At 69.2% G+C, this 21,009-nt stretch carries 18 protein-coding genes; 6 read left to right on the top strand and 12 right to left on the bottom strand.

Annotated features, from left to right (window positions below; all coding sequences use genetic code 11):
* Positions 1 to 109: 109 nt before the first annotated feature.
* Genes nadC through EV139_RS01665 form a run of 4 tightly spaced genes read right to left on the bottom strand, consistent with a single transcriptional unit; the run spans position 110 to position 5,116 of the window.
* Entirely contained in the window at positions 110 to 958 is an 849-nt protein-coding gene (gene nadC / locus EV139_RS01680; RefSeq protein WP_130452579.1) for a carboxylating nicotinate-nucleotide diphosphorylase, read from the bottom strand.
* The gene (locus EV139_RS01675) at positions 952 to 2,757 is read right to left on the bottom strand and encodes an FAD-binding protein (protein ID WP_130452578.1); all 1,806 of its coding nucleotides are present in this window, start codon (positions 2,755 to 2,757) and stop codon (positions 952 to 954) included. The genes nadC and EV139_RS01675 overlap by 7 nt, the downstream gene beginning before the upstream one ends.
* Positions 2,754 to 4,100: a quinolinate synthase NadA gene (gene nadA / locus EV139_RS01670; protein ID WP_130452577.1), complete on the bottom strand. Its 1,347-nt coding sequence runs from the start codon at positions 4,098 to 4,100 to the stop codon at positions 2,754 to 2,756. The genes EV139_RS01675 and nadA overlap by 4 nt, the downstream gene beginning before the upstream one ends.
* On the bottom strand, positions 4,097 to 5,116 hold the full coding sequence (locus EV139_RS01665) for an NUDIX hydrolase (RefSeq protein WP_198677408.1): 1,020 nt from the start codon (positions 5,114 to 5,116) through the stop codon (positions 4,097 to 4,099). The genes nadA and EV139_RS01665 overlap by 4 nt, the downstream gene beginning before the upstream one ends.
* Positions 5,117 to 5,351: 235 nt before the next feature.
* On the opposite strand from EV139_RS01665, the gene EV139_RS01660 reads away from it, so the two are divergent.
* Positions 5,352 to 6,080 (top strand): SDR family NAD(P)-dependent oxidoreductase, encoded by a 729-nt coding sequence (locus EV139_RS01660; protein WP_157992966.1) that lies wholly within the window; start codon positions 5,352 to 5,354, stop codon positions 6,078 to 6,080.
* An 85-nt stretch (positions 6,081 to 6,165) separates the two neighbouring features.
* Here the strand turns inward: EV139_RS01660 and EV139_RS01655 are convergent, their stop codons facing one another.
* The 8 genes from EV139_RS01655 to EV139_RS01620 all read right to left on the bottom strand — a co-directional run bounded on the left by EV139_RS01655 (position 6,166) and on the right by EV139_RS01620 (position 14,426).
* Positions 6,166 to 7,278 carry a branched-chain amino acid ABC transporter permease gene (locus EV139_RS01655; protein ID WP_130452575.1) on the bottom strand — a complete coding sequence of 371 codons (1,113 nt, stop codon included), beginning with the start codon at positions 7,276 to 7,278 and terminating at the stop codon, positions 6,166 to 6,168.
* The gene (locus EV139_RS01650) at positions 7,275 to 8,162 is read right to left on the bottom strand and encodes a branched-chain amino acid ABC transporter permease (RefSeq protein WP_130452574.1); all 888 of its coding nucleotides are present in this window, start codon (positions 8,160 to 8,162) and stop codon (positions 7,275 to 7,277) included. Before EV139_RS01650 ends, EV139_RS01655 begins: the two co-directional genes overlap by 4 nt.
* Positions 8,159 to 8,869: an ABC transporter ATP-binding protein gene (locus tag EV139_RS01645; RefSeq protein ID WP_130452573.1), complete on the bottom strand. Its 711-nt coding sequence runs from the start codon at positions 8,867 to 8,869 to the stop codon at positions 8,159 to 8,161. Before EV139_RS01645 ends, EV139_RS01650 begins: the two co-directional genes overlap by 4 nt.
* Entirely contained in the window at positions 8,869 to 9,678 is an 810-nt protein-coding gene (locus EV139_RS01640) for an ABC transporter ATP-binding protein (RefSeq protein ID WP_157992965.1), read from the bottom strand. Before EV139_RS01640 ends, EV139_RS01645 begins: the two co-directional genes overlap by 1 nt.
* Positions 9,675 to 11,006: an ABC transporter substrate-binding protein gene (locus tag EV139_RS01635; protein WP_130452571.1), complete on the bottom strand. Its 1,332-nt coding sequence runs from the start codon at positions 11,004 to 11,006 to the stop codon at positions 9,675 to 9,677. Before EV139_RS01635 ends, EV139_RS01640 begins: the two co-directional genes overlap by 4 nt.
* Positions 11,007 to 11,112: 106 nt before the next feature.
* Complete coding sequence (locus tag EV139_RS01630) at positions 11,113 to 12,858, bottom strand: ABC transporter substrate-binding protein (protein ID WP_130452570.1); 1,746 nt, start codon at positions 12,856 to 12,858, stop codon at positions 11,113 to 11,115.
* Between the two features lie 42 nt (positions 12,859 to 12,900).
* Positions 12,901 to 13,632 carry an SDR family NAD(P)-dependent oxidoreductase gene (locus tag EV139_RS01625; RefSeq protein WP_130452569.1) on the bottom strand — a complete coding sequence of 244 codons (732 nt, stop codon included), beginning with the start codon at positions 13,630 to 13,632 and terminating at the stop codon, positions 12,901 to 12,903.
* Entirely contained in the window at positions 13,629 to 14,426 is a 798-nt protein-coding gene (locus EV139_RS01620) for an SDR family NAD(P)-dependent oxidoreductase (protein ID WP_157992964.1), read from the bottom strand. Before EV139_RS01620 ends, EV139_RS01625 begins: the two co-directional genes overlap by 4 nt.
* Before the next feature lie 208 nt (positions 14,427 to 14,634).
* On the opposite strand from EV139_RS01620, the gene EV139_RS01615 reads away from it, so the two are divergent.
* The 5 genes from EV139_RS01615 (at position 14,635) to EV139_RS01595 (ending at position 20,769) form a co-directional block, all read left to right on the top strand.
* Positions 14,635 to 16,698 carry a hydantoinase/oxoprolinase family protein gene (locus tag EV139_RS01615; RefSeq protein WP_198677407.1) on the top strand — a complete coding sequence of 688 codons (2,064 nt, stop codon included), beginning with the start codon at positions 14,635 to 14,637 and terminating at the stop codon, positions 16,696 to 16,698.
* Positions 16,695 to 18,359, top strand: a complete 1,665-nt coding sequence (locus EV139_RS01610) for a hydantoinase B/oxoprolinase family protein (protein WP_130452566.1) — start codon at positions 16,695 to 16,697, stop codon at positions 18,357 to 18,359. Before EV139_RS01615 ends, EV139_RS01610 begins: the two co-directional genes overlap by 4 nt.
* A complete protein-coding gene (locus EV139_RS01605; protein WP_130452565.1) occupies positions 18,356 to 19,180 on the top strand; it encodes a polysaccharide deacetylase family protein in 825 nt (274 codons plus the stop codon). Before EV139_RS01610 ends, EV139_RS01605 begins: the two co-directional genes overlap by 4 nt.
* On the top strand, positions 19,177 to 20,343 hold the full coding sequence (locus EV139_RS01600) for a C45 family autoproteolytic acyltransferase/hydrolase (RefSeq protein WP_130452564.1): 1,167 nt from the start codon (positions 19,177 to 19,179) through the stop codon (positions 20,341 to 20,343). Before EV139_RS01605 ends, EV139_RS01600 begins: the two co-directional genes overlap by 4 nt.
* Positions 20,344 to 20,565: 222 nt before the next feature.
* Entirely contained in the window at positions 20,566 to 20,769 is a 204-nt protein-coding gene (locus tag EV139_RS01595) for a cold-shock protein (protein ID WP_130452563.1), read from the top strand.
* Positions 20,770 to 21,009 lie beyond the last annotated feature (240 nt).

Genomic DNA, 21,009 nt, shown 5'->3' with positions numbered 1-21,009 from the left:
CGTGCACCCCTCCGGCCCGCCGCGCGGAGTTCGGCCGCTCGGGGGCGGCCGGTGGCTTGAGGGTGCCTGGCGACTCGGGAGTGCGAGGGCCCGGCGACGCGCGGCGACATCACGCGGCGTCGAGCCCCAGGTCGAGCGCCCGGGCGCCGTGGGTGAGCTGCCCCACCGAGATCACGTCCACCCCGGCCTCCGCGATCCCCACCACCGTGTCGATCGTCACCCCACCGCTCGCCTCGACGATTGCCCGGTCGCCGATCAGCGCCACGCCGGCGCGCAGTTCGTCGGTGGTGAAGTTGTCGAGCAGGATCCCGGTCGGCCGCGCCGCCAGCACGGGCTCGATCTGCTCAAGCCGGTCGACCTCCACCACGATCGCGGTCGTGTGTCCGGCCCGCTCCCGCAGTCCGGCGAGGGCCGCGGTCGTCGAAGCTGCGTCGTCGGCGCCGAGCGCCGCGAGGTGGTTGTCTTTCACCATGATCGCGTCGGAGAGGCTAAACCGGTGGTTCGATCCCCCGCCCGCGCGCACCGCGTGCTTCTCAAGCGCGCGCAGTCCGGGCGTCGTCTTCCGCGTATCAGCGATCCGCGCACCCGTGTGCGCCACCGCTGCCACGAAGTGCGAGGTCAGCGTCGCGATGCCGCTCATGCGCTGACTAAAGTTGAGCGCCACACGCTCGCCGGTCAGCACGCCCCGCGCCGGGCCGGCAATCTGCGCAAGTACGTCGCCCGCGATGAACGGGGTGCCCTCCGCGACCAGCTCTGTGACGGTCACGCGCGGATCCACCTGCCGAAACGTCTCCTCGATCAGCGGGCCCCCGGCGAAGACTCCGGCCTCGCGCGCCACGAGCCGCGTGGCCACGAACGCCGCTTCGGGGGTTGTCAGCTCAACGGTGAGGTCGCCCCAGGGGGCGTCCTCACCGAGCGCGGTCTCGACGATGCGGGACACAAGATTTGGGGTCAGCATGATGACAGGCTCCTCACGGATTCGGGGACGGGTGACGGGGCGGCGGCCGCGCTGGCGGGCTCACGGGCGGAGCCGACGGCCGCTGCCGCACCTGCCGCCGCTGCAAGACCGTGGGGTCCGGCGGTGCGAAGCGTGAGCCGCAGGGGCCGCCGCTGGGCCTGCGCCGGGTCGGTCTCCGCGCAGTCCGCGCGCTGGTGCGAGCCGCGCGACTCCCGCCGTGCCGCGGCTGCCGCGCACACGAGCGCCGCGAGCGCCGCGGCGTCGCCGGAGTGCCGCTCGAACACCGTGGCGGCGGCGCGCAGCCCGCCCGCGTCGCGCTCGATCCCCAGCCCCGCACTGATCGCCGCGGTCACCGCGGTCGCGCTCTGAGTGCGGGCATCTGCGCTGGCCTCGGGGCCGGAGCCGACGGCGGTCTCAGCGACGGTACTGCCGGCAGTGGTGGCCGAGACGCCACCTCCGGCCGGGTCTGCGAACACCGTGGCGGCGGCGCTGCCGGCAGCGTGAGCCGCGGCCTCCGGAACCGCGACGGCGGCGGCACTGAGCAGCTCAGCAAACCCGCGGCCGCGGTGCTCCCACCCGCCCCGGTCCGTCGCGGCGGCGCGGCCCACGGCGGCACCCCACACGAGCCCTTCGAGTAGCGAGTTTGAGGCGAGCCGGTTGGCGCCGTGCACCCCGGTGGAGGCGACCTCCCCGGCTGCGAAGAGCCCGGGCACCGACGTCCGGCCGTCGAGATCGCACGCAACGCCGCCCATCGTGTAGTGCGCGGCAGGTGCGACCGGAATCGGCTCGCGCGCCCAGTCGAGTCCGCGCGCGGCGACGGTCGCCGAGATGCCGGGGAACTCGCGCGCGAGGGCGCCCGCGCCGCCGGCGCGCTCAATGCCGGTCGCGTCGAGCCACACCTCCGTCTCGCCGCGCTCGCGCAGCACGCGGTGGATCTCGCGGGACACCACGTCCCGCGGCGCGAGGTCGGCGAGCGGGTGCCGCCCCACCATAAACCGAGTTCCCGCGCCGTCGCGCAGCACGGCACCGGCGCCGCGCACTGCCTCGGACACCAGCTCACCGGTGCCGTCCGCGGCGACGTGCAGCACGGTCGGGTGAACCTGCACGAACTCGAGATCGGCGAGCAGAGCTCCCGCGCGCGCAGCGAGCAGCACGCCAGTGCCCCGCGCCCCCGCGTGATTGGTGGTGCCCGGGAACAGGCCGGCGTAGCCGCCCGTCGCAAGCACGACCGCGGCCGCGCGACGAGTGCTGCGCACGCCGCCCGGTCCCCGCAGCACGGCCCCGGTGACGGCGCCCGCGTCGCGCACCAGTGATTCGACGTGCGCGCCCTCGGTGAGCCGCAGGCGCCCCACAGCCGCAGCGTCGCGCACGCGGTCTGAGAGGAAGGCGTGCAGCACTGCGCCGGTGCGGTCGCCGCCAGCGTGGACGATCCTCGCCGCGCCGTGCGCCCCCTCGAGCCCCAGCTCCGGGAGTCCGTCGGGTCCGCGGTCGATTCCGAGCCCCGCCTGGATCAGCGCGCGCACCGCGCCCGCACCGTCGGCGGTGAGCTGCGCGGCGGCCTCCCGATCGACGAGTCCGGCGCCGGCGGTGATCGTGTCGGCGAGGTGCGCGCGCTCGCGGTCCCCCGCACCAATCGCGGCGGCCACACCACCCTGGGCGAGCGCGGTGTTCCCACCGGCAAGCCGATCCGCGTCCGGAAAGATCCGGCCCGGCGTCACGAGTTCAACGTCGGCTCCGGCGGCGAGCGCAGCGAGCGCGCACGACAGCCCGGCGACCCCGGCACCAACGACGAGGATCACGGCCGGGCCGCGAGCATCCGCTCAAGGGCGACCCGCGAGTCACCAGCAACGTCGTCCGACACGCGGATCTGGTTGGGGGTCTCGCCCGCGAGCAGCGCCTCGAGCGTCCAGGCGAGGTAGGCGGGGTGGATGCGGTACATCGTGGAGCACGGGCACACCACCGGGTCGAGGCAGAAGATCGTGAGGTCCGGCCGCTGCTGCTGCAGCCGGTTCACCAGGTTGATCTCGGTGCCGATCGCGAGCACGCTGCCCGGGGCGGCCGCCTCGACCTCTTTGCGAATGTACTCGGTCGATCCGGCGCCGTCCGCGGCCTCGACCACGGCCGCCGGGCACTCGGGGTGCACGATCACGCGCGCACCGGGGTAGTCCGCGCGCGCCTGCTCGATCTGGGCCACCGTGAATCGCTTGTGCACCGAGCAGAACCCGTTCCACAGGATCACACGCGCGTCGCGCAGCTGCTCGGGGGTGTTCCCGCCGAGAGCGAGGTGGGGGCGCCAGAGCGGCATCTGCTCCTCGGCGATCCCCATTTCCTTCGCGGTGTTGCGGCCCAGGTGCTGATCGGGGAAGAACACGACGCGCTGGCCGCGCTCGAACGCCCACTCGAGCACGGTGCGCGCGTTCGAGGAGGTGCACACGATCCCGCCGTTGCGACCGCAGAACGCCTTGATCGCCGCCGACGAGTTCATGTAGGTCACTGGGATCACCGGCTGGAGCTCGCCCTCCGCGGCCGTGCCGAGGGTGGCGGTGAGGTCGCGCCAGCAGTCCTCCACCTGCTCGATCGTTGCCATATCGGCCATCGAGCACCCGGCCGCGAGGTTTGGCAGGATCACTGCTTGCTCGGGGCCGGAGAGGATATCGGCGGTCTCGGCCATGAAGTGCACGCCGCAGAACACGAACGCTTCGGCCTCCGGGTGCTGCTTCGCGGCCTGCGCGAGCATGAACGAATCGCCCACGAAATCCGCGTGCTGCACGATCTCGTCGCGCTGGTAGAAGTGGCCGAGAATCTGCACCCGGTCGCCGAGCGCCGCCTTCGCGGCAATGATCCGCACGGTGAGCTCCGCATCGCTCGCTCCCGTGTACTCCGCGGGGAGCGGGCCTTGGCGCGGCGCGAGCGCGGGAATGTCGTCGGCTGCGGAGGCGCCCGGACCGTACCCGGGGGCGCGGTCGATCGCCCAGGGATCATCCGCGAGCTCGGTGTCGCAGCTCGAGACGCCGGTGGCGCGCAGCGCGATCGGCTTGCGGCCGGCCGGCACCAGCTGTGGTTTGCCGGGCCCGGTCGCCGGGGACAGCTCGGCGCGCTCCCGCGCCGCGGCGCCGCGGATGAGTTCGTGCACGCTGGTCATGTGATGCTCCTCGGTGAGTTCGGGGCCGGTGTCGCCGCCGGGGCGGCTGCTGGTGGGGTGTCATGGGGCTCGGCGGCGGGCGCCGGCTGCGCCGGCACGACAGGTTCGCCGGATCCGCCCGGGCCGCCGGACGCGCCGGAGCCGCCGGGGCCACCGGACGCGCCGGACGCGCTGAAGCGGTAGAGCCTGGCGGGCCGGTGCGCGCCGCCCGTGGCCATGCGCCCGGTGTCGGTGAGTCCGCCCCGCGCAAGCGCCTGGCGGCGGAAGTTCGCGGGGTCGACTGGCTGCCCCAGCACCGCCTCGGTCACGGCGCGCAGCCGCCCGAGGGTGAACTCGGGGCCGAGGAACCGGTGGGCCACGTCTGCGTACTCGGTTTTCGTGCGCAGGCGGGCGAGCGCGTGAGCCACGATCTCCGAGTGGTCGAACGCGAGTGGCGGCAGCAGGTCAGCTGAGAACCAGGCGACGTTGGCGGGCACCGCGTCGGTGCCTGCGCCGCCCGCGTCAGCCGCTTCCCGGGGCGCGGCAGCGGACGTCGGCCCGATGCCGGCCGGCACAGCCGGGTCATCCCAGCGCCGCGCGGCCCCGGCGACGGGAGCCGCTGCAGGAACCGGCAGGGCGGCGGCCGGATCCGTGTCGAGCTCGTGTTCGCCGTAGAGCGCCCAGTAGGCGATCGTGACGAGGCGCTGCGCCTCAGCTGAACGCTCCACGCTGCCAAAGGAGTACAGCTGCTCAAGGTGGCCGGGGCTGCGCCCGGTCGCCGAGCGCAGGCTGCGCAGCGCGGTGTCGTCGAGGGTTTCGTGCCACTCGGTGGGGCCGCCCGGCAGCGCCCACTGCCCGAGGAACGGTGCCCGGGTGCGGCGCACGAGCGGCAGCCAGATCGTGCTCCCCGCGCCGGCTGCGTCTGCGCTGCCCACAGCCGCACCCTGGGGTGGACGAAGCGCAAACGCGACAACCGACACCGCGACCGCGGGCGGAAGATAGCGCCGCTCACTCGCGCTGGTCTCCGCGTACCGCATCGTGCGCTCCCTCGGGTCACCGGCCGGCAAGTTAAAGTCAGAATGACTATAAGTGAGTGTACTCCCGCATCCCGCGGTGTCAATCCGAGATCGACGCGCCGCGGGCCACTCCCCCGCGTCCGTCATTTCCCGGAGGCGCCGCGGACACAACTGTGGTGCGATGTACGCACCGCTCGTGTGCGAGCGTTCGCCCCGTGCGCTCACCCGGAGTGCTCGGCTCATTCGAAGGAACCACATGGACCTCACCAGCACGCTCCCGCGCCGCGTCGTCGTGACCGGCGCAATGTCAGGAATTGGCCGCGCCGTCGCCGAGGGGGTGCTGTCGAGCGGCGGGAGCGCCCTCAGTCTCGACCTCGGCACGCACACGTGGGAGCACCCGCGCTTGAGCTCGCGGCGCGTCGATATCACGAGCGAGGCAGAGGTCACCGCAGCGTTCGCCGAGGCGGAGACGCTGCTCGGTGGGACCCCCGACGCGGTGGTCCACTGCGCGGGGATCTACCAGTGGGGGCCGCTCGAAGACACGACGGTTGCGGCGTGGGAGCGGGTGCTGCGGATCAACGCCACCGGGGCGTTCATCGTGTCGCGTGCGGCAGCGACCGCCCTTCAGACGGGGGCGATCGTGCTGCTCTCCTCGGTCGCATACGGCCGCGGCGACGAGATCGAACCCGGGGCCGCGTACTCCGCGAGCAAGGGGGCGATCGTGAGCCTGACCCGCCAGCTCGCCGCCGAGCTCGGTGGCCGCGGCATCCGCGTCAACGCGGTGGCCCCCGGCATGATCCTGACCCCGATGCTGACGCTTGGGGACGACCCGGCGGCAGTGACCGCGCTGACGCAGCGACTCCCGGCGCGCCGGCTCGGGACTGCGGAGGACGTCGCGGCTGCCTGCCTGTTTTTGGCGAGCGGCGCCGCGTCATACATCACCGGCGCGACGCTGCCCGTCGACGGTGGCTATCTGAGTTCGTAACGGCGTCTGAGCGCAACGCGGCCCGGTACGGGCCACCAGGTGATCCGTACCGGGCCGCGGGTGCTCCGCGAGCGGTGGGCGGCCGCTACGCGCGCTGCTCACCCCCGGGTCCCGCGGCAGCCACTGCGCCGGCGACGTCTTGGTGGCTCTCGTCGCCCTCGTCGCGCTCATCGTCCTCATCGTCCTCGGCCATCCACGCTTCAAGCTTTGCCCAGAGCCCGCTGAAGAACGGCACGAGGCCGCGCGGCATCGTGAGGATCACGACGAGCAGCACGACTCCGAGTGCCGCGAGACGCACCTCCGGGAGATCCTGCAGTTGCATCTGCACGAACGAGAGCAGGAGCGTGCCGACGATCGGGCCCGCGACCGTGCCCATCCCGCCAACGACGAGCATGGTCACCACGAGCGTCATCGGGCTGAGCCCCATGAGCGTTGGTGAGGCAACGGTGAAGACGTTTGCGTACAGCGCCCCGGCGACCCCCGCGAGAAAGCCGGAGATTGCGAATACAAGCATCTGGTAGGTCTTCTGGCCGATACCGCGCGCGGAGGCGAGCGCCGGGTTGTCGCGCATCGCGATCATGCCGTTGCCGAGCGGGGACCGCACCAGCACGAGCACAATCAGGGTTGTGGCCACCGCGGCGACGAACGCGACCCAGTAGTTCAGGCTCAGCGCCCCCGGCCCGGTGAAGCCGAAGCCGCCGAAGCCAGACAGCCCGTAGCTGCCACCGGTGATCCCCGACTGATCGGCGACGATCAGCAGGCGCACCACCTCGGCGAAGCCGAACGTCAGCAGCGAGACGTAGATGCCGCGCAGCCGCAGCACCGGGATCGACAGCAGCAGCGCGATCCCGCCGGAGACACAGCCGGCGATGATGAGCGAGAGCCACGCCGGCACCGGGAGATAGATGGTGATCAGCGCGGCCGAGTACGCCCCGAGCGCGTAGAACGCGAGCTGCCCAAAGTTCCACACCCCGCCGTACCCGAGCACCAGGTTCCAGCTCTGTGCGAGCGTCAGCGTGATCATCGCGAGCGTCGCAACGCTGAGCCAGCTCCGATCCGGCGCGATGAGCGGGAACAGGGCACCAATTGTGAGCGCCACGATGATGAGCAGCGGCCGCGGGCGCGGCCAGCCCATCGCGCGGGCATCCCATCGCGGCAGCGCCGCCATGCGGCCAAGAGTTGCAGTGTTGTCGGTCATAGCCTTGCCTCCTGCGGCTTGCCTGCGATTCCGAATGGGCGCACGATGAGCACCACAACGATGAGCGCGTACAGCACGGGCATCGCGTAGGTGGCGCTCCAGAAGATGGACACTGCCGCCTGCACGAAGCCGATAATGTATGCGGCGATGATGGTGCCGCGCGTACTCCCGAGCCCCGCAAAGATCGCGACGATCAGCGCCTGCAGCATCGGCAGCTCCCCCATCGTCGGCGACACGAAGTACACCGGCGCGAGCAGCACGCCGGCAAGTCCCGCGAGCCCGGCCGCAAGCCCCATCGTGAGCACATACGCCCGCCGAGCCGGAATGCCCATGAGCCGCGCCGCATCGAGGTTCTGTGCCACGGCGACAATCGCGAGCCCATAGCGCGACCGGCTCAGGAACAGGCCGAGCGCAACGAGCGCCACGATCGCGATGGCCGCGGTGAGGATCTGATGCCACGTGATCGACACCCCGGCCGTCAGTTCGATCCTGCCGGGCAGCAGCGTCGGGAAATCCTTCTGCCGCGGCCCGAAGCTGAGCTGGACGATGCTCTGCACGATCGAGGCAATCGCGAAGGTCGAGATGAACGCCGTCATCTCGAAGTCGACCCCGGCCCGTCCCACGAGCCGGCTGATACCCACGCCGTAGCTCAGCATGCCGAGAATGAACGTGACGATCACCGCGAAGATCATTGCAATCCACGGCGAGACGCCAGTGCCGTTGACAAGCGCCCACGCCGCGACACCGCCGACCATCACCATGACGCCCTGGGCCATGTTGAGTACCCGGAGCGTTCCGTACACGAGGCTCATACCGATCGTGATGAGCGCGAGCATCGAGCCCTGCACGAGCGCGCTCACGAGCGTTTGAAGAATGAGGTTCATTCTGAGACCCCCAAGTATGTTTCGCGGATCGCGCGATCGTCGAGCAGCTCGGAACCGCGACCGGAGCGGACGACCGTGCCGTTTTCGACCAGGTGAATGTCGCGCGCGAGGCTCCGCGCGCGGTTGATATTTTCCTCGACGAGGAGCACGGTCATGCCGGTATCGACGATGCGCCTGATCTGGTGGTACACCTCGTCGACGATCACCGGGGCGAGCCCGAGACTCGGCTCGTCGATCATGATGAGCCGGGCGTCGCCCATGAGGCCCCGCCCGATCGCGAGCATCCGCCGCTCGCCGCCCGAGAGCGTGCGGGCACGCTGGCCGCGCCGCTCAAGGAGACGAGGAAAGATGTCATACACTTCAGCAATGCGCTCGCGCGACCGTTTCGCCGCGGTGCGGGTAAAGGCACCGAGCACCAGGTTTTCCTCGACAGTCATGTCCGGAAACACCAGGTCCCCCTGCGGCATGTGGATCAGGCCGAGCTCAACGATCTTCTCCGCTTTCAGTTTGGTGATATCGGTGCCGTCGAACCGGATCGACCCCGAGCGCACTCGGAGCAGCCCGCTGATGGCGCGCAGCAGTGTCGTCTTCCCGTGCCCGTTTGGACCAACGAGCGCGGCGCACTCCCCGGTTGCCACACCGAGCGTGATCCCCTGCACGATAACCGTCGAGCCGTATCCGGCGACGACGTCGGTGAGTTCGAGCATTATGCGTCCCCCTTCCGTGCGATTCGATTCGCTGCGGTGGTGGTGGCTTCCTCGGCGGATGACCCGAGGTAGACCCGGACCACCTCCGGGTCGCTCATCACCTCGCGGGGCTCGCCCTGGCGCAGGGTGCGGCCCTGGTCCATGATGAGCACCCGGTCGGCGAGCGCCATCAGCGCCCGCATCACGTGCTCGATGAGCACGATGGTGATCCCCGCGTCATTAATGCGTTCAAGCAGTTGCAACAGCGCGTCGATTTCATCGTCGGTGAGACCACCGAACGGCTCATCGAGGAACAGCATCGACGGCGAGCTCGCGAGCGCCGAGGCGATCATGAGCCGTTTCTTGTCATAGACCGGCAGTGGCCCAGACACCTCGGCTGCGCGGTCGCCGAGCCCCACGAACTCGAGCGCAGCGCCGGCGCGGTCCCAGACCTCGGGGTCACGCGTGAGGCTCCGCCACCACGGTTTTCCCGAGCCGAAGTGCGCACCCACCACCGCGTTCCCCATCACGGTCTCGCTGTCGAAGACCGAGGGCTTCTGAAAGGTTCGTGTAATTCCAAGGTGGCAGATCTCGTGAATCGATGAGCGCTGGATCGGCGATCCCTCGAACAGGACCTCGCCACTCGTGGCCCGCACCATTCCGGTGATCAGATCGAACAGCGTCGTCTTCCCCGCACCATTGGGCCCGGCGATCCCAAAGATCTCGCCGCGCCGCACGTCGAAGCTCACCGAGTCCACCGCGGTGAGCCCGCCGTAGCGCTTGGTCGCCCCGCGGACCTCGAGCTGCGCCTCGGGCGCCGTGCCGCTCACAGCCACGTCGGCAGCACGAACTCGCCCTTGCCGTAGGGGGCCGGGGAGAACAGCACCTGTTCTCCGTCCTGAATCTGGTAGGTGAGGTGTGGCATACCGAGGCTCGGGTCGTCGGTGGCGTCGGGGTACGGGATCGCGGTGAGCTCCTCTGCCCCAAAGCGGTAGGTGCCAACAACGCCGCGGAACGTGAGCGCCGACACCGCGCTCGACACCGCCTCGAAGTTGTACGGGTCACCCGCGCGGGAGGCAGCCAGGGCCCACAGCCGCACAATGTCGTACTGGGCGCCAGACTGGCTGAGACCGGCTTCTGTGCCGTACGTCTTCGCGTAGCGCTCACGGAAAGCGAGCCCCATCTCGTCGGGCAACGTACCGATTGTGGTTGACCAGACCACCCCGTTCGCGGCGTCGCCAGCCAGGTCGATGTACTCGGGAACGCTCGGCCCGTACTGCTGGTAGAGGAGCGATGGCGTCGGCGCGGTCGCGAACTGCTTCGCGAAGCTCGCAAGGTCGCCCGCGAGATAGTCGGTGACGAAAATCAGGCCGGGCGGGTTGTTTCGGATCTTCGAGAGCTGGGGGCCCCAGTCAGCGTAGGGAACCGAGACCTCCTCGTACATCGTGATGTCCCACCCCATCTCGCGAAGCCCCTCCTGCATCACGGTGGCGATCGAGATCGAGTACGAGTCGTTGCTAGAGATCACCGCGGCGCTCTGCGACGAGGGCACCCACACGCCCTGGTCGATCCACTCCTGCATGAGCTGCAGGAAGCCGCTCGCGTACCACGGCTCGGTGGGGCAGCACTGGAAGATGTTCGTGATGCCGTGCTTCACGACGTAATCAGTGTTTGCCTGGAGAGTGTTCGTGTGGAAGAGCGGCACCCCGGCCTGCGCGTACGTGGGGAACTCGACCGAGGTTGCCGTCGTATACCCGCCCGACGCCGCAGCGACGTTCTCTCGCGATACGAGCCGCTCGGCAACCTGAATGAAGTTCTCGGGCGCTTGGTCCGCGATGTCCCCGATCACGAGCTCGACCTGGCGCCCGAGCACGCCGCCGGCCGCGTTGATGTCTTCGACCGCGAGCTCGGCACCGCGGACCATCTCCTGTCCGTCTCCGGAATACGGCCCGGTGACCGGAGCAACGATTCCGAACTTGATGGTCTCACCACCGCCAGCCGCACCAGCCGTCGTCCCGCCGCGCCGCGGCGACATGAAGTAGCCGCCGGCGCCGCCGGCGAGGAGGCCGGCCGCGCCGGCAATCCCGATGCCGCGCACGAGGTCGCGCCGCGTGACACGCTTTCGCTGTGGCGCAGGATTCGGTGTCGTCTCGCTCATTAACCACTCCTTTGTGAAGGTTCTTCCGGCGTCAGTGAGGTGGGTCTGCGCACCACCGTGCCGTCAGAAACTCACGCTAGGCGAGGGCTTCGTAGGAGAGCATGCGTCATTTGACGGATTCGGCGCCCGGATCGAGCCAACTCGGCACCTCGAACGCCGAGATGTCCCCAAATGGTTCGGGATCGAGCAGGGTGTGATCCCCCGCCTGGATCTGGTAGACGAGGTGCGCCTGACTGAGCGCTGCGTCGGGGGTGGTGTCCGGGTACAGCTTCGGTGCCTGCCCCGTCTCACCGAAGTAGTAGACGCCGTTCACCCCGCGATAAGGCCATCGGCGCAGGTAGCGCACCACATCCGCGGTGTTGCGCGCGTCAACCGATGACCACGCCGCTGCAAGCATTCGCACCTGGTCATACACCGCGCCGGCAATCGACCACCCCGGGTCCTGCCGGAACTTCGCACGATACTGCGCGCGGAACCGACTCCCCAGCTCGTCGTCGTATGTTCCCGTGGTGGTCGACCAGATCACCCCGTCCGCACGGGGTCCGAGCTCGCGCACAAACCCGGGGTTTGACGGCGAATAGATGCCGTAGACGAGTGCCGGCACGCCACGCCGCAGGAACGCCTCGTGGAACGCGATGAGCTCACTATCGACGTAGTTTGCGATCAGGATCACGTCCGGATCGGCCGCTGCGACCGTCTCCATGACCGCGTCCCAGTCAGTTCCACCCACCGGCGTAGCGATCGACTCGGTTACCGCCCACCCCGCCGCGACAGCCTGATCCCTGAACAGTGGGGTCGCGACGTGCATGCTCTGCGACGGCATCTCGAGCGGCACGATCGTGCGGCTGCGCGCTGCCCAGCCGCCGGTGCGCTCAAGCTTGTCGAGGAGCCTGAGCATGCCGGCGCCGTAGTACGTCTCCGAGGCGCACGTCTGAAAGATCATGCCAAACTTCCACGGCTCCTGCTCGGCCCGGCGCACATCCGCCTCGAACGTCGCCGTGTGCAAGAACGGCTTCCCGTACTCAGCGATCTCTTCCATAAACTGCGGGTGCTCGGCGCTCACGTAGCTTGAGATGATCGCGTCGACGTCGGCGGCGAACAGGCGGTGCAGCGCCGCACGGATATCTGCCCAGTCGAACGTACTCACGATCTCGTGAATCGGCTCGATCAACCGACCGCCGATCCCGCCCTGCTGGTTGATCTCATCAACCGCGAGCAGCGCTCCGTTCAGCGTCTGTTCGCCGTCTGAGGAAGAGTGGTCCGGTACCACGATCCCGAGCCTGATCGGAAGCCGCGTCATCACTTGCGTACGGATCGGCAGGTACCCGCGGTCGAGCCGCCGGTGCACCGCGAGCTCGAGCTCGGCAATCCCGATCCCGCCCTCGTCTGGAACGCCGCCCGGCAGCGGCAGGCGCAGCAGACCGAGATCGACCGCGAGCGCGGCGAGCCCCCCGCGCGAGCTCTGGCCCAGCTTTTCGAGAAGCCGCTCGAGCTGACTGGAGACGGTCCTGGCGGCCGTACCGAGGCGCTCGGACACTCCACTGTTCGTCAGACCGAGGGCCACGAGGGTGAGTACGTCGAGCTCACGAACCGTGATGCCGCGCGGCATCTCCACCCGCTCGACGCGCACCACGACCCGGTCCGGGGCGGCCCCGAGCGGCCCGTGCGCGCCCTCCCGCGAGAGCTGGACGTCGAGCCAGCGGTCGCCGTCGCGCCAGAGGAAGCGCAGCGCCGGTCTCCCAATGAGCAAGAACGCTTTCGCGTACGCCCAGATATCCGAGGGCACCTGGGCCGGCAAGATCCCGTCCGGCGTATCCGCCGTAATCGTGCGCTCAATCGCCTGATCCGACATGTGGTTCTCCTGGTTTTCCTGATCCCTCGCTGACACGCACGGTCAGGTAGCGAGGAATCCTCCGTCGGCCGCCAATGCCACGCCCGTTACGTATGAGGAGGACCTGCTGATCAGATAGTAGCAAGTCTCCGCGATCTCCTCGGGCGTGCCGGCTCGGCCCAGCGGGAGCCGTTGCGCAAGCTCGCGCGTCGGGGCGTCCTCCCCCGCGACCAGCCCCACTCGGAGGAGATTCACGCGCACCCCAAACGGGCCCCACTCGACGGCGAGCTGTCTGGTCATCCCCGCCAGGCCGGCGGCCGCTGCGCCCGGGGACACCCGGGGCAGGCCCGCGATTCCGCGGCTCGCGGAGGCGTCACCGAGGAACACTACAGCGCCGTCGTCGACGGGGGCACCGCCGCGCAATCGGAGCATCTCGCGCACACCGGCCTGCGCAAACAGGAACGCGGCTCCCAACTGCCGCTGCACGTCACGCCACCCGGCCACCGACTCGGTGACGGCCGCCACCGTGTGCTCAGCGTGCGTCGCGTAGACCAGCGCTGCGGGCGCTCGTCGCCACTGCGAGGAGAGCTGGGAGAGCACCGATTCGACGCCGTCAGGGTCGCTTGGGCTCAGCGTGTGGCACTGCACCGGAAGCGACCCGAAGGCGCGCGCCTTCGCGGTTCCGACGAACGCGACGCGCCAGCCGCGCTCAATAGCGAGGCTGGCGAGCGCCACGACCACGGGACTCGCGTGCCCCGAGATCACGAGCCCCGGACTGTCGGTGCACTCGATCATGCGAACGACACCCCGCCACTGACGGAGATCTTCTGCCCCGAGACGTACGCGCTGTCCGGGCACGCGAGCCACGCGATCGTCGCTGCGACGTCCTCGGGAGTGCCGTGCCGACCGACCGGCACCTCTGCGCGGAGCTCGGCGTATCGTTCGTCGGCACTGATCCCGCGTGCCCGCGCCTGGAACTCGACCTCCTCGGCGTGCATCGGCGTGAGAATGTATCCCGGCGCGATCGTGTTCGCGGTGATTCCCGCCGCACCGAGTTCGAGCGCGAGCACGCGGGTAAGCGTGTGGATCGCTCCCTTGCTCACGCAGTACGGCGCCCCGTCTTGCACCGGCTCGTCGCCGAACAGCGAGCCGAGGTTGATGACGCGTCCGCGGGGTGAGCGGCTCAGCAGTGGCGTGCACTCCTGGATCAGTGCAATCACTGCCACAACGTTGATCTCGAGCGTGCGGCGCAGCGCCGTGAGGTCGAGGGTCGCCACCGGCGCGGATTCTCCGCCGCTCGCCGCGTTATTTACGAGCACATCGAGTCTCCCGAACGCCGCGTCTACGCGCGCGACCAGCTCAGCTCGGACCGCTGGATCAGTCGTATCACCCACCACCGCGACGGCGCGGCCCGCAGCGATGTCGTCCACGAACGCCTCCGTGAGTCCCGGTGAAAGATCGCACACGCCAACGCGCAGGCCGTCGGCGAGAAGCCGGCGCGCGGCGGCGAGGCCGATACCCGACGCAGCCCCGGTGACGACCGCGACGGCCTGGGAGATCGGGGTCGACCGACTGGCGGCAATAGTCATGGGCGTGGTCCTCCTTGTGCGTGGGCAGTCATTCCAACCTTCTCCGGCACGACACCGAGGGCTCATCGGTCAAATGACGTATGAGCCGCTGCGCGGCACTCCCCAGCCGTACGTCGAATGACGCATGCAGCCGCGCTGAAGTGGACCAGAGAATTGGAACTGGCCCGAGCGTCCCAGCTCGGGAACCGCGATGAGTGAGGAATCAACGATGAACACGCTCCAGTGGACGCTCAGTATCGACGCGGGCGGCACGTTCACCGACGCGATCGCCCGACGAACGGACGGGGAGATCAGGGAGGTGAAGGTTGCTTCAACGCCGGACGACCCCTCTCGAGGCTTGCGCAATGCCGCAGCAGCCCTCGCGGACGCCGGGGTCGTGCTGGCAGACGCGGCGCTCGTCTGCCACGGCACGACGGTCGCCACAAACGCGACGCTCACCGGCAATCTTGGTCGCGCGGCGCTCGTGACCACCGCAGGCTTTCGCGACGTGCTCGGCTACCGACAGCAGAACCGGCCGGACGTGTACAGCCTGACCCCCACGCCCCCGGCCGAACTGATTCCCCGGGAACTGCGCTTCGAGGTGCCCGAGCGGCTCGATTCCGCCGGCGAGGTACTCGTTCCGGTGGACACGGCGGCACTCGCGCGTCTCATCACCGAACTGCGCACCGCCGATCCTGAAGCGATCGCGGTGTCATTCCTCTTCAGCTACCTCAATGACGCGCACGAGCGCCAAGTCGGCGACGCGCTGCGCGCTGCATTCCCAGATCGGCCAGTAACGCTGTCATCGGAGGTGGCACGCGAGTTTCGCGAGTACCCGCGCACGGCAACTACCGCGATCAACGCTGCCCTGCGCCCGCTCGTCGAGCAGTATCTCAACCGTGCCAGCCAGGCGCTCAGCGCCGCGGGTGTCGAGACGCCGCTGCTCGTCATGCAGTCGAACGGCGGCAGCGTCCCGGCGACTCGCGCGGGCGAGGAGGCGCACCGGCTCGTACTCTCCGGCCCGGCTGGCGGCGTCGCGGGGCTCGCCGCGCTCGCAGACGCCCTCGACGAACCAAACCTCATCAGCGTCGACATGGGCGGCACCTCGACAGACGTGTGCCTGCTCCGCGGTGGGGCGATCCCGTTCACCACCATCCAGGAGATTCAGGATCATACGCTTCTCGCGCCCACCGTGGACATCCACACGATCGGAGCCGGCGGGGGCAGCATCGCCTGGCTCGACGCGAGCGGGAGCCTCAAGGTCGGTCCTGCTTCGGCGAAGGCCGTCCCCGGACCCGCCTGCTACGGACGCGGCGGGACCGAGCCGACGATCAGCGACGCGCACGTGGTGCTCGGCACGCTGGGCGCCGGTGAGCTCGCGGGTGGGCTCGTCATCGATCGCGAACTCGCGGTCGCGGCAGTCAACCGCGTGGCGAAGCCCCTCGGCATGACCCCGGAGGAGGGCGCCGAGGCGATTCTCGCGATCGGGCTCGCCCACATGATCCGCGCCGTGCGCAAGGTGAGCGTCGAACGCGGCCTCGACACCCGCGAGTTCAGCCTCGTCCCGTTCGGCGGGGCAGGTCCGCTGCACGCCGGCATGCTGCTGCAGCACATGCCACTCAAGAGTGTGATCATCCCCCTCCGCCCGGGCCTGTTCGCCGCGGACGGCCTGCTCGTCGCCGGGCTGCGCCTCGACCGATCGCAGACCGTGCTGCGCGACGCCGACCCAGCGGGGACCGCCGAGCTCAGCGCCTGGTTTGACACAGCCGCCGGCGACGCGGTCGCCCAGTTCTCCGAGGACGGCATATCGGCCGAGGCGGTTACCACGACGGCGACCGCAGACTGTCGCTATCGCGGCCAGGGGTTCGAGCTCAACATCCAGCTTCCAGACTGGGAGCCAGCGACGCTCGCAACCATCCCCGAACGCTTCCACCGCGCGCACGCAGAGCGCTACGGTCACGCGAACACCGCGGAACCGGTCGAGATCGTCACCGTGCGGCTCTCGTCGACCGGTGCGGTCAGTCGGATTACCGAGCGCGCGACACCAGTGGCGAGCGCATCACTCACCGATGCCGCGGTGATCGCGACGCGCGACACACTGCTGCCCGGGTTTGGCGTCACCCCCACCCCGGTCATCGACCGCGCGCAGCTCGCCGCCGGCACCGAGTTCTTCGGCCCTGCAATCATCCAGCAGATGGACGCGACGACCGTCATCCTGCCCCGCCAACGGTGCCGCGTTGCGAGCACTCTCGACATCGTCGTCACTGACACTCACACGGAGGAATCCCGATGACCACCATCACCATCGATGCGGTGACGTTTGAGGTTGCATCCGCCGCTCTGCAATCGGCAGCGGAAGAAATGGGCAGTATCCTCAAGCGCTCGAGCTACAGCCCGATCATTCGCGACATGGACGACTTCTCGTGCGCGATCTTTTCGGCGAGCGGCGAGCTCGTGGCACAGGCCGACTACATCCCCGCCCAACTCGGCGCGATGTCGCTTGTCGTGAAGTCGATCCTTACCCGTTGGGAGGGTCGGATCCAGGAAGACGACGCGTACATCTGCAACCACCCATACATGGGCGCGATGCACCTTCCAGACGTCAACATCGTGACCCCCATCTTCTCCGGCGGCGAACTCATCGCGTGGGCCGGCACCGCTGCGCACCACATCGACGTGGGCGGAGTCAACCCCGGCAGCGAGGGGCCAGAGCTCACCGAGCTCTACGGCGAGGGCGTCGTACTCCCGCCGGTGCGGCTGTCGATCGCCGGCATCGAGAACGAGGATCTGGTCGCGGTTCTCACCGAGAACTTCCGCGATCCGCTCTCAACGCTCAGTGATCTGCGCGCCCAGCGCGCCTCCTGCAAGCTGGGTGAGGAGCGGGTGCACGAGCTTGTGCGGCAGTACGGCCGCGCGGAGCTCCTCGAGGTGATGCAGCGCATGCTCGACTCGGTCGAAACCGCGGTTTCCCGGCTCCTGGCGCAGCTGCCGGACGGTGTCGGCGAGGCGGAAGGGTCGCTCGATGACGACGGCGTCGGCGGTCCACCAACGCGGATCCATGCGCGCGTCGAGAAGCGCGGCAATCGGCTGAGCATCGACCTCTCCGGGTCAGATCCGCAGACAGCCGGGGCCATGAATATTCCGTGGGCGAGCGCGCGAGCCGGCCTCGTCTACGCTGTGCGCTGCGTGGTGGCGCCGGGGCTGACTTCGAACGACGGCCTCCTGCGGGTGCTCGACATCACGGCACCCGAGGGCACCGTGGTGAACCCGCTCCCGCCCGCCGCCGTCTCGATTCGCCACAACTCCTGCCAGCGCCTCGCAGACACGCTCATTCGCGCGATGCAGGATTTGTGGCCGGATCGGGCGGTCGCTTCGAGCACCGTCACTTTCTTCAGCTTCAACGTGGGGTCCACCCATCCAAAGACCGGACGGTCGTCGGTGATGGCCGATGTCGTCGGAGGCGGCACCGGCGCGACGCGCGACAGCGACGGGATCGATGGCGTCGACACCTATATGTCAAACGTCGGCGTGATGCCCACCGAGGTGGTCGAAACGAACTACCAGATCCGGGTTCGGCGCACCGAGTTCCGCCCCGGATCCCAGGGACTCGGTGAGTTCCAGGGCGGACTCGGACTCATCCGCGAGTACGAGATCCTCGATCACCCCCAACACGCAACCTTCTACGCGGAGCAGACGGACTCACGGTTTGCTCCGGAGGGCGCGGGCGGCGGGGGCCGCGCTCTCCCCACGCAGATCACCGTGCTCGCCCCGGACGGGAGCGTGGTCGACCGGCCCATGAAGACCTCACGGGTGCTCCCGGCCGGTTCAGTGGTGCGCGTCGAGACGTCGGGCGGGGGCGGATACGGCGATCCAGCGCGGCGCAGCGCAGCGCTCAGAGAGCGCGACCTGCGCGACGGACGCCTCGCCGAGCGCAGCAACGAGGACGCACGATGAGCCAGTGGCCGAACGATCACCCGTACGCGGCAACGTTGAGCTTCGACTTCGATGCTGAAGAGGTGTGGATCGGCGAGAACCCGGCGAACGCGCACGCCCCCGGCGTCCTCTCCCAGGGGCGTTTCGGACCGCGGGTCGGGGTACCGCTCATCCTCGACCTACTCAACCGCGCCGAGGTCCGCGGAACTTTCTACGTCTCTGGCAAGGATGCGCTCAGGCACCCCGAATCGGTGCGCAGCATCATCCAAGCCGGGCACGAGGTCGCCCACCACGGGCACTCGCACACCTCGCCGACCACGCTGAACCGCGTCGAAGAAGAACACGAGCTGCAGCTCGGACTTGAGACGCTCCGAGACCTCGGGGCAGACGTCGTGGGGTACCGCTCCCCCTCGTGGGAGTTCAGCGAGCACACCCTCGACCTGCTTGTGTCCGCCGGTTTCGAGTACAGCTCGAACCTGCTCGATCACGTTCTCCCCTACCGCCACGAGGCACACGACCTCAGCGAGGTGCCCGTGTCTTGGCTGCTCGACGACGCACCGCACTTCTGGTTCGCAAACGATACCTGGGAGAAGACCATCCGGTCGCCCCGCGAAGTGCTCGACGTCTGGCTCCCTGAAATCGACGGTATCGCCGCGCTCGGTGGCCACGTGATGCTCACCACCCACCCGATGATCTCTGGGCGTCCGTCACGGCTCGCGATGCTCGACACCGTGATCACACACCTGCAGGAGACGGGTGCGTGGATCGCCACCACGCGCGAGATCGCCGCGCACGAGCGTGCGCACGGCCCGCTCGAACTACACCTCGGAGGAACACGATGACCGCGAGCACCGGCGCCACGCCGCAACAGTATCCTCGCATTCGCGTGCGCGGCAGCGCGGCAGCGCGCGCGCACCAATACGGCGCCGCAGCGGCCCCGCAGATCCGCATTATCCGCGACGGCTACGAACGCGCGTTCGCCGCGAAGGGCATCGACTGGGCCGCCGCGGTCTCCACCGCGCGGTCGTACCTCCCGGCGATCGAGACGCACCTCCCGCTCCTCCTCGACGAGATTCGCGGGATCGCGGCGGGCAGCGGGCTCGGCTTCGACGACATCCTCACGATCAACTGCCGCACCGAGATCCTCAACGGCGCGACGGCGGCGGGGGCGGTGCGAGCCGCCGGCAAGGCTGCCGGCGAGTGCACATCGTTCGCGCTCGAGGCCGACCGCACCGCTTGGGGCACCCCCGGCGTCGGGCAGAACTGGGACTGGCTCGAATCGCTGCAGCGCGGCGCGATCGTCCTCGAGGTGGAGCGCACTGATGGGCCGAACTACGTCACCCTCGTCGAGGCCGGCCTGCTCGCGAAAATGATGCTCACCGCCACGGGACTCGCCGTGGGCATCAACACGCTCGTGTCGTCGCTCGACGGCGCTGTTCAGGGAGTCCCGTTCCACTTCATGATTCGGGCGCTCGCCGACGCCGAGCACGTTCCCGCCGCGCTCGAGTCGCTTGCCCGCTTCCCCCGGGCGTCGTCTGGGAACTACGTGTTCGCCGGTGCGGACGGGGCCGTGCTCAACGTCGAAACGGCTCCGGGGGACGCAGCCGGCGTGCGTGCGCAGCTGAGCGACACCGGGGCAGTGGCCCACTCGAATCACTTCATCGATCCGGTGGCCGGCGGGCACGATCTCGCCCCGCTCGCGCTTGCAGACAGCTATTTCAGGCTTGGACGCATCACTCGCTCGGTGGTGCAGCGCACCTCCCCCGTGACCGAGGACGAGCTGCGAACAGCGCTCTCAGACCACGCGGGATACCCGAACTCAGTGTGCTGTCACCCGGACACAGCCGCATCCCCGGACAGCCGGTGGAAGACCCTCGCAACGGTGCTGCTGCGGCCGAGCGAGCGCACACTCACCTACGCTGCCGGCCCGGCGTGCGAGCATGCGTGGGAGACAATCGACTATTCCGAGTTCCTCCGAGCCCGCCCTGTTCTGCCCGCAGCGTGACCCAGAAGTGTCCCTCGAAAGACACAAGAATGTCACGATCCAGAGACACAGGCCACGAAGTGGGATATGCTCAGTCGCAAGACCAGTAATGCCGAACGTTGGGATTCACCAGCAAGTTTTGTCCGTCGCAAACACGCGGCACAGCTACCAGTCTCCACGTCGGCGCCGTCGCCGTGGCACCCCGGCCGCTCTTCGCGGCCAGCAACACAAAGGAAATACAGTATGGCCACCGGCACCGTGAAATGGTTCAACTCCGAAAAGGGCTTCGGCTTCATCACCCCCGACGACGGAGCATCCGACGTCTTCGCGCACTTCAGCGCGATCCAGGGCAACGGCCGTCGCGACCTGTTCGAAGAGCAGCGCGTCGAGTTTGACATCGAGCAGGGCCCCAAGGGTCTGCAGGCGAGCAACATCCGCGCGCTCTAAGTAGCAAGAGCTGCGCGGTGAGGAATCTCACCGTTTGAGGGAGGTCGACCGAAAGGTCGGCCTCCCTTCGCGCGTCTACGGGGTCCGTCGCGTTGTGCGCGCCCCGCACGCGGCCGCCGGGCGCGCCTGCCGCACTGTGCGCGGCCGCCCGGCGCTCCGGCCGCTCTGTGCTCGGCCGTCCGTGGCTCCGGCCGCACTGTCCGCGGCCGCCCGGCGCTCCGGCCGCTCTGCCGCTCGGCC

The organism is Leucobacter luti (assembly GCF_004217175.1).
GTDB classification, from domain to species: domain Bacteria; phylum Actinomycetota; class Actinomycetes; order Actinomycetales; family Microbacteriaceae; genus Leucobacter; species Leucobacter luti.
The sequence above is the reverse complement of the archived record's forward strand: the minus strand, read 5'-3'. Positions and strand labels throughout refer to the sequence as shown.